This is a genomic window from Synechococcus sp. R55.2 (assembly GCF_047462075.1).
Lineage (GTDB): Bacteria > Cyanobacteriota > Cyanobacteriia > Thermostichales > Thermostichaceae > Thermostichus.
In genome coordinates this window covers 1-9,073 of record NZ_JANSIH010000084.1, presented here as the reverse complement: position 1 = coordinate 9,073, position 9,073 = coordinate 1, and the positions used below count along the sequence as shown (strand labels likewise).

The 9,073-nt window shown below is 59.6% G+C and carries 7 protein-coding genes; 6 read left to right on the top strand and 1 reads right to left on the bottom strand.

Features of this window, described 5'->3' with window-relative positions:
* The 3 genes from NW838_RS03025 to NW838_RS03015 all read left to right on the top strand — a co-directional run.
* The coding region (locus tag NW838_RS03025; protein WP_414427479.1) for a peptidase M3 at positions 1–1,422 on the top strand (1,422 nt) is incomplete at its 5' end.
* A complete protein-coding gene (locus NW838_RS03020) occupies positions 1,374–2,390 on the top strand; it encodes a DNA adenine methylase (RefSeq protein ID WP_414355530.1) in 1,017 nt (338 codons plus the stop codon). The genes NW838_RS03025 and NW838_RS03020, both read left to right, overlap by 49 nt.
* 28 nt (positions 2,391–2,418) lie before the next feature.
* On the top strand, positions 2,419–2,751 hold the full coding sequence (locus tag NW838_RS03015; RefSeq protein WP_414330062.1) for a BolA family protein: 333 nt from the start codon (positions 2,419–2,421) through the stop codon (positions 2,749–2,751).
* Positions 2,752–2,922: 171 nt separating this feature from the next.
* Here NW838_RS03015 and NW838_RS03010 read toward each other — a convergent pair whose 3' ends face one another.
* A complete protein-coding gene (locus NW838_RS03010) occupies positions 2,923–4,044 on the bottom strand; it encodes a PP2C family protein-serine/threonine phosphatase (protein ID WP_414355531.1) in 1,122 nt (373 codons plus the stop codon).
* A 494-nt stretch (positions 4,045–4,538) separates the two neighbouring features.
* Between NW838_RS03010 and NW838_RS03005 the strand changes: the two genes are divergently transcribed.
* The 3 genes from NW838_RS03005 to NW838_RS02995 form a co-directional block, all read left to right on the top strand.
* A complete protein-coding gene (locus NW838_RS03005) occupies positions 4,539–6,242 on the top strand; it encodes a hypothetical protein (RefSeq protein WP_414355532.1) in 1,704 nt (567 codons plus the stop codon).
* Between the two features lie 84 nt (positions 6,243–6,326).
* Entirely contained in the window at positions 6,327–7,367 is a 1,041-nt protein-coding gene (locus NW838_RS03000; protein ID WP_414330066.1) for an NADP(H)-dependent aldo-keto reductase, read from the top strand.
* 172 nt (positions 7,368–7,539) lie between these two features.
* Positions 7,540–9,073 (top strand): S-layer homology domain-containing protein (locus NW838_RS02995; RefSeq protein ID WP_414427478.1); only part of this gene is annotated, 1,534 nt, incomplete at its 3' end.

Genomic DNA, 9,073 nt, shown 5'->3' with positions numbered 1-9,073 from the left:
AGGTTGGCTTGGCGGCAGTTGTGGCAAGTGACCCTGAACTCGCCTGCCGCGCTCCCAGATCACACCCTTGTCCAGCTAGGAACTCCGTCCCACTGGCGCGAACAGAGCTTACCAACCCACGCCAGCGCCGAAATCCGTTGGGCTGCCTATCAGCGGCTGGGCCAACACCTGGAGGCCCATGCAGATCTGGGTGGGTTTATCCTCAGCACCCTGATCCGCGACCACCTGTGGGAGGCCCAATGGCGGGGCTATGACTCTGCTGCCGACCTGTATCTGGCCCGCCACGGCCTGACTCAAACTTTTTTGGAGAACCTCCTGGAAGGGATCCGCGATCGGTTGGATCTGTTCCAGCGCTATTACCGCCTCAAAAGCCGAAACATGGGGCGTTCCATTCGCATCTGCGACTTGCGTGCGCCCTGGCGGGATCCCGTTCCACCCCTGACCCCTGCTGAGGCCACCTCTCTAATCTGGGCTGCTTTGCAGGACTTTTGCCCTGAGTGTGCTGCCCAGGCCAAACCCTGGCTGCTGGAAGTCGGCGCTATCGCAACCGAGGCAGACAAGCCCACTCGCGTCAGCGAAACAGAGTCCTCGTCTAGACCAGGAGAAACGGGATCCGGCGGGAGCGAGCTCTTGTTGAAGACCCTTGCCACCCTCAGCCGGCGGCTCCGGCCTGAGGATCCCCAAGTTTGGCTGGATCTAGAGGAGATGCAAGGGGCTACTCAGCCGTGGTGCTCTCTACCTCCAGCGCGAACGTGGGGAGTGCAGGCCCACACCATCTTTTTGCAGCAGATACTCCTGGATCACCTGGTTGCATTGGCAGTGGGATCCCCCCGCGTGGGCAGGCCCGCTCTTTACGACCCGGAGGGGCAAGCTGTTCCGCACCGCTGGCGGGAACGCTCCGGCAGCCTCAAGTTGGCCCAGGCCCTGTTGATACATCATCTGGAAGCCCAGTTGCAGGCGGTGTTTTACCAGGGTTTGATCGGTCGGCTGGAGCTGCTCCTCTATCGGTCGGGGATCCCCGAATGGGAAAACGGTGTAACCTACTCCTCCTGGGTGAGCGAAGAGTGGTTGAAGCTGTGTCAGGAGCTGTGCGGAGATGCGGTGGAACTGTTGCCGGAACACCAGTTCTACTGGGTGGGGATGCCGGAGCTGTTTCTCCGCCCCTTCAGTGCCTATCAGGCCAGCCTTGCCAGCCTGGTGGCCTTGGCCTGTCACCGCCGCTATCATGATTCTCCGCGCAACTTTCTGCCCCACTACCTTCGTTGGTTGGCCAGCCCGCCCGGATCCCTGACTTTGGCAGAAACCACCCAGATGCTGCAGGCGGATCTGAGCGACCCAGAGGGAGTGTTGCAGGCGCTGGAGGAGCTGGAGCATTGGATCGAGACGCTAGAAAAGCTGCTGGAAGAGGATCCGGATCGCTGACCCACCCTTGTTCTCTTGGACGTAGGCATGCCCTGCGGCGGGAAGATCCTGCGCCCGACTCCTGCGAACCCACTCCGGCAGCACCAGCCATTAAAGCGCGTCCCTTCCTGAAATGGGCAGGGGGGAAAGGACAACTGCTGAGCCAATACGAACCCTTTTTCCCTCGCACCTGGAACACCTATCACGAGCCCTTTTTGGGGGGTGGAGCGGTCTTTTTTCATCTGGCCCAAGGGATCCCATCGGGTTCTCGACACTTTGTTTTGTCGGATATCAACCCTGAGCTGGTGAATGTGTATCGCTGCGTGCGGGATCACGTGGAGGAGCTTATCGCCCTGCTCAGCCACCACCAAGCCCACCACAGCCGGGATTATTACTACACCATCCGCGCGGCTCGATTTGAAGATCCGGCGCAACGGGCTGCCCGCCTGCTGTATCTGAACAAGACCTGTTTTAATGGCCTCTACCGGGAAAACTCGCGGGGAGAGTTCAATGTCCCTTTGGGCCGTTACCGTAATCCCCGCATTTGCGACGCGGAGAACCTACGGGCCGTGGCACGAGTTTTGCAAGGCGTGGAGATCACAGTGCAGCCGTTTTGGCAGGTGCTCGAACGAGCCGAACCCGGAGATTTCGTCTATTTGGATCCCCCTTACCATCCCCTTTCTGCCAGCAGCAGCTTCACCGCCTACAGCCGGTTTGCCTTCGGCGAAGCGGAACAGATCCGCCTGCGAGAGGTGTTTGGAACCTTGGCCGACCGAGGCGTGCAGGTGCTGCTCTCCAATTCCGATTGCCCCTTCGTGCGGGAACTGTACCGGGATTACCCCATCCAGACCATCTCCGCCAGCCGTGCCATCAACGCCCAGGGCCACAAACGCGGCCCCATCACCGAGGTCTTGGTGCTGAGCCATCCCAGCCTGGCCTCTGCCCGTAGTGGGCCGGAAGGGATCCCGTTTTGCCCCAGAACCGTCTAAGGTGGACGCGATAGCGGTGCGGAGCACAATGGATGAGCAGGTCGAGATCCGAGGCGGGATCTTGAGCTTGGACACAGTGAGACCACGGGGACAACAGCGCATGGATCCACGAGAAATTGAGGCGTTGGTACGGGCCGCCCTGCCCGGTGCGAGAGTACAGGTGGAAGACACGGTCGGCGATGGCCACCATTTCCAGGCCATTGTGGTGGCGGAACAATTCCAGGGCTTGCCCCTGATCAAACAGCACCGGCTGGTGAATGAGGCCCTGAAAGCCTACCTGCAGGATGGCCGCCTACATGCTTTGGCCCTGCGCACCTTTACCCCCGCTCAGTGGGAGCAACTCCAGGGGCCGGATGGCTGATCGCGACAGCAGGACAGAGTCCCCTTGAGCCAAGAGGGTCATTTCCGGTCGCGCTGGGCATCGCCTCGATTCCCGGCTCCTCTCTTCCTTTGGGAAAGGGGCTGGAGCTGTCGCAAACGGGAATCCTCAAGGGATCGCCTCAAAGCGGCTTGAAACAGCCACAACCCACCTCTAACCAAAGCTGACGCGGAGCAGGGAAAAATCATCTTCAAAGTCCGTCCGCCCCTGAAAGGATTGGGCCTCATGGATCACCTGATCCAGGCCACCGTCAGCGCTCTTGCTCAGCAGGGCTATCAAACTGTTCAGCCCCCAGAGTTCTCTCTGCGGGTTTATGACTTCGTAAACTCCATCGCTGAACAGGTAGAGATGGCTGTTCTCCGGGATCCGCACCTGATCCCTTCGAAAAGTGGGGTCGGGCAAAACGCCGATGGGCACGTTGGGGGTCGTCAACAGGAGCGAATCCTGGCCACGGGCGAGCAGAGCAGGTGGGTGGCCGGCACTGGCAAAAGAGAGCAGACGGGATCCCGGCTGGTAAACCCCGTACCAAAGGGTGAAGTACATCTCATGGTGGGATCCCATTTGAAAAGAGTGGTTGAGGGCGCGCAAGACCGCGTCCGGCTGGCGGGGATCGGCATCGGCCAAGCCTTGAGTGCGCAACTGGTTCATCACCGACACCGACAACAGAGCGGATCCCACCCCATGCCCCGACACATCCAGCAGATAGATGGCCAGGTGTTCCTCATCCAGCCAATGATAGTTAAACGAATCTCCCCCCAATTCCTGGGAGGGCAAAAAGCGCCACTCGAGGGTCACTTTGCAGTCGGGAAAATAGGCCGGCTCCGGCAGGAGAGAACGCACATAGCTGGCCGCCTCGGCCAATTCTGCCCGTAACCTGGCCGTTTGCTGCTGCAGGTCATAGCTGAGCTGGTGTAAGCGCAGCCCGGCCCGCACACGTGCCCGCAACTCATTGGGGTCGATGGGTTTGCTTAGAAATTCATCTGCTCCGGCATCCAGGCCCTGGATGCGGTCTTCGACCTCGGTGCGGGCGGTGAGCAAAATAAAAAACGTCGTGGAAAACTTGGGATCGGCTTTGATGCGTCGGCAAACCTCCAGCCCATCCATGTCCGGCATCATCCAGTCACAGATGATCAGCCCCGGCACCAGCAGGTGGGCTTGCTCCAGCCCCTCGGAACCGTTGCTGGCCATCTCCACGGTGTAGCCCTGTCGCTCCAGGGATCGCTTCAACACCAGCCGAATTGTGGGATCGTCGTCAACAATCAAAATGGTCGTCATGACCGCTGCACCCCAATCCTGAAGTCAAAACGCATCCAAACCCAACTCCAGCCCGATATCCCATACCGATAGGCAGATCTTTCATCCTAGCTTAGGGGTTGCAGCAGGAAAACCGGCTCGGCAAGCAGTTCACGACAACGGGGAAGGCCTCAACAGCTTCATCCATCGGAGCTGAAGGTGCGTATCACTTCGGGGATCCCCAAAACCGTGGTTGCACGCTACCCAAAAGCTAACCGTTTCTAGATACTGGTGGCAGCAGATCATTGCGAGGCAGGTTTTGGGCAGATTCTTCTTGAGAGACTTCCATTGGATACAGAGATACAGATCACACTCATCCATCCTTCGCCCGTTTAGAGTGAACTTTAAGATTCAACGGCCTTTGCCGCATGAGCACATCTCCCCTATCCTTATCCCCTCCCTCCGTTCAGGATTCACAGGCAACTTCGCCCCCGGCACCCAGCGAAGTTCCCAGGGGAGAAATCCGGCTGGAGGACTTGGATGAGAAGCAATTGTTGGCCGGCCTATCGTCGGTGGTGTTGAACCCAGCAGCTTGGAGTTGCTTCAGCGTCAGCGAAACCAGCCGCCTGCTACGCCCCCTGCAAATCTGCCCCGACTTGACAGGAACTCCCGTTCTCTCCCCAGGGGCCACTGCCGAAGTGGTCTATAAGTTCCTGCTGAGCGACGGTCGGATCGGAACCATGAAGGGGCTGATCTCCATCGAAGACTTCCGCAGCGAGCGGCTGCGCTCCGTTTACGATCAGCTTCACATCGAAAAGATTATACCGGTCTTCACCGAGTCGGTTGTGGTGCAAATCATCGACCATTTGAAACCGATTTTTGCCCGTGACTTGGATGAGCTGCTTTGGCAAGAAAGTTTTTACTTTACCCCTCAAGATCTGCGCCAGCAGGAGTTCTTGTTGCGCGGCCTACGGCCCGAGGCGATCCCACGCAGCTTTCGGCCTCACCTGCAAAGGGTCTACACCCAGATTATGAAGGTGTGTCGCAGCTTGCCCAACATCGCCTTCCAACTGTGTCTGCGAGCCTACCTGGAGTACAACGAGGTCAAGAACAGGCATCTGCTGGCGCTTCTACTCAGCAAGTATTTTTACACGCTCTACCGCATTGGTGGGTTGGACGGTTGGGAAAGTGGGGATCCGGTGGAGCTGGGATCCCTGCGCTCCTCCAATCGGCAGGCTCGACTCCAGGCTCTTGCTCGCCTTCTAACCCTGGACAACGACAGCGACGCTCCCCTGGTGGGCATTGGGGGCAGCGGGCTGGGGGGCAGCTATTTCAGCGGGGAACGGGAGCCTACTGGTGTTGAGATGGTGAGCTCGGAGGAGATTGAAAAGCTGCGGCAAGATGTGGAGGTGGCCCGCGGCCAGATCGCCGAGGCCCAGCAATTGGTGGCCCAATATCAGGAGGAGAAAAAACAGGAACTGCTCACCCGCCTTCAGGATCCGGGAAAGTTTCTCCTCTTCAGCATTCATCAGTTTTTTGACACCCTCTTCGGAACCCTGCCCGGGGAGGTGAAAAGCGAGTACGGGGCAGTTTGGGTGCCGCGCACCTCCTACTTGGATGAGAAGGAGCGAGATGAGCTGACAGAGCATTTGCGCCTGATCACCAGCGAGGCCTATTTGGTCAGCGTTCCCTCTGCCGAGGCCACCCTCATCGGCTATTGGCGAGTTTTGGCGGATTCCTTCTACAACCAATGGGTTTTGAATCAGTATAAGCAATTGCAGAGCTATGGGGTGGATTTGGAGCAACAGGGCATCCAGATTCTGGAACGAGAACGATTTCTGGATGAGGTTCAGTTGCGCTTTGCCGCCCGCCACCGAGAAATTGTGACTCAAAATGTAGAGAAAATCACCCGAATTGTGGTTGATAGCCTGGCCAAGCGGGTGGCCCTCAACACCGGCCAGCAAAGTTTTCAGGCTATGCGGGCCAAGTTGACCACCGTTTTGGATATGGACATTTCCCGCAAAGACGTGGGGGAAGTCAAGCGGCTGATCGACTACTTTACGGATGTGTTTTTGGGCAAGCGGGAGGAGCTGCGCTCCCCCTATCCGGTGGGCACGATTTTACAAGTCAAGGCGGCCATTGAGGCTCGCCCCCCCGATAGCCGCACCCGCATTGGTCTGGAAATTTTGGGTCAGCTCTACCGCGAGTACGTTCCTCTACTGGGATCCGCACCGAGGTAGGAGGAGGGCAGAGCGGCGGATCCCGTAGGCCGACAGGTTTTGGGCACAATGGGGACTGGCGTGCTGTCTAGATGGAGATTCCCCATGCGCTACCGCCAGCTTGGCCACAGCCCTTTGCAAGTTTCCGAGATCTGCCTGGGCACCATGACCTTTGGGCAGCAGAATACTTTGTCTGAGGCTTTCGAACAGCTCGACTACGCGGTGGAGCACGGGATCAACTTCATCGATACCGCCGAGATGTACCCGGTGCCGGCGCGGGCGGAAACCCAGGGATCCACCGAGCGCTACATCGGCGAGTGGCTGCAACACCAACCGCGGCATCGCCTGATCCTGGCCACCAAGATCACCGGCCCTGGTCGGCCCTGGCATTGGATTCGCGGCGGATCCCTGTCCATTACCCGCGACAACCTCAGGCAGGCGGTGGCCGGTAGCCTCAAACGCCTGAAGACCGACTACATCGACCTCTACCAGATCCACTGGCCGGATCGCTACGTGCCCCTGTTTGGGGGCGTTGCCTACGATCCCAGCCAGGAGCGGCCCACCGTTCCCATTGCCGAGCAGTTGCAGGCTCTGGCGGAATTGGTGCAAGAGGGTCTCATTCGCTACATCGGCCTGAGCAACGAAACCCCTTGGGGGGTGAGCAAGTTCTGCCAGGTGGCCGAGCAACTGGGGTTGCCCAAGGTGGTCTCGATTCAGAATGCCTACAGCCTCATCAACCGCACGTTTGAAATGGGCCTGGCGGAAGTCTGCCGCCACGAGCAGGTGGGCTTGCTGGCCTACAGCCCGCTCGGATTTGGGCTGCTGACGGGCAAATATCTGGGGGGGGTGAAGCCGCCGGGATCCCGTTTGGCCTTGTTTGAAGGCTTTGGCCAGCGGTACCGCAAGCCGAATGTGGAAGAAGCGGTGGCCGCCTATGTGCAAATTGCCCGCCGGCACGGTCTGACACCGGCCCAGTTGGCTTTGGCCTTTGTGCGCAGCCGCTGGTTTGTCACCAGCACCATCATTGGGGCCACCAGCCTGACCCAACTCAAAGAGAACCTCAGTTGCCTGGATGTGGAGCTGTCCCCGCAGATCCTGGCGGAGATCGAGGCGGTGCACCAGCGCTACCCCAATCCTGCCCCTTAAGAGGTTGGCGAAACCGACGGCCAAATAGAACTTTTCGGAAGGTTTCCTCGTCTGGATGTGCGGTTTGGATATCCTCTCCAACTCTTCTGTCCGGCCAGTTTCTATGGCCTCTCCCAGCCAAGAGTGGGGATCCGAGACCTGAATCCTGTACCAAGAACCTGAGGTGTGAACGATGCGTGAGCTTTCCCTTTGGCAGGGCTGGAAAACCGCCGCTCTGGTGATCAGTTGCAGCAGCTTGGCCTGGCTTGGGGATCCCGCTTGGGCCCAACTGTCCGATATCAGCACCTATTGGGGTGCCCAGTACATTGCTGGGTTGAATGAACGGCAGATCATCGGCGGCTTCCCGGATGGCACCTTTCGCCCCAACGAGTCCATCACCCGTGCCCAATTTGCCGTCATTGTCACCAAAGCTTTTGGCCTAGATACCAACGTTCCTGTGCGCTCCTTTGCCGATCCGATTCCCAGTTGGGCGGCTCCCTCCATCGGCGCAGCGGCAGCGGCAGGGTTTGTTTCCGGCTTCCCGGACGGCACCTTTCGTCCCAACGATGTGCTCACCCGTGCACAAGCCATCACCGTCCTAACCCGTGCAGCCACCAACGGCAGGCTCATCGAAGATGCCGGCCAAATTGACGCGATCCTATCCGCGTTCGGCGATGCCAATTTGGTTCCCAACTTTGCCCGCGCCCCCATCGCGACAGCAGTTCAGGAAGGGCTGTTGGTGCTCTACCCCAACCCCACCCAATTGAATGCCCAGGCGGTGGCCACGCGGGGGGAAGTGGCTGCTCTTACCTACCAAGCGCTGGCCAAGGTGGGCCGGGTGCCCAATTTGGATCCGCCGGTGGGGGCTGCCATTCCCGGCCCTGGGATCCGCACCGAGCTCCTTGCCCAGGTCACTCCTACGCCCGAACCCCTGACCACGCCGGACATTCCCATTGAGCCTCTGGTGGAAACGCTGCCCGCCGCTCCAGAGGTGAGAACCTTCTTTGCCCGCGAAGAGCTGGGATCTGTAAACCCAGGAGATACGATTACCGTGTTTTTGCTGGGATCCCCAGGGGCGCAGGGATCGTTTTCCATCCCCGGCATTGCCTACAACCTGCCACTGCAGGAAACCCGCCCAGGGCAATACGAGGGCAGCTACACCTTCCGCAGCCAAGACCGGGCCTCAGAAGCGCCTGTTTTTGCCCGCCTGGAGCGGGATGGACTGGTGACCCTGGTGCAGTTGCCGGACAAAACCATTACCATCGGGCGGGTTACTGACACCACCTTCCCCACCATCAGCGAACTGGCCCCTCCCAATGGATCCCTAACCGACAACTCTCGCCCCTCCATCTCAGCCCGTTTCCAAGATGACCAAGGAATTGACCTGAATAGCTTTACCTTGCTGGTGAACAATGTGGATGTCACCGCCCAAGCCCAGCTCACCCGCACCGGCTTCGCCTACACCCCAGCCGAGCCGCTGCCCACCGATCGACCGACCTTGATCGCCGTCCAAATTGCCGATACCAGCGGCAACACCACCATCCAGCAGTGGTCTTTCCAGGTGCAGGCCGCCCAGCCCACTGCCACACCGACCCCAACACCAACCCCGACACCAGCAGCGGCACCCCACCCGCCCCCCACCCCCCCGGCCGCTCCGCGGCGGCCGCAGGACTGGCGGCGGGTGCTGGAGGTGAACCTCACCGGCCCGTTTCTCATGTGCCGGGAGT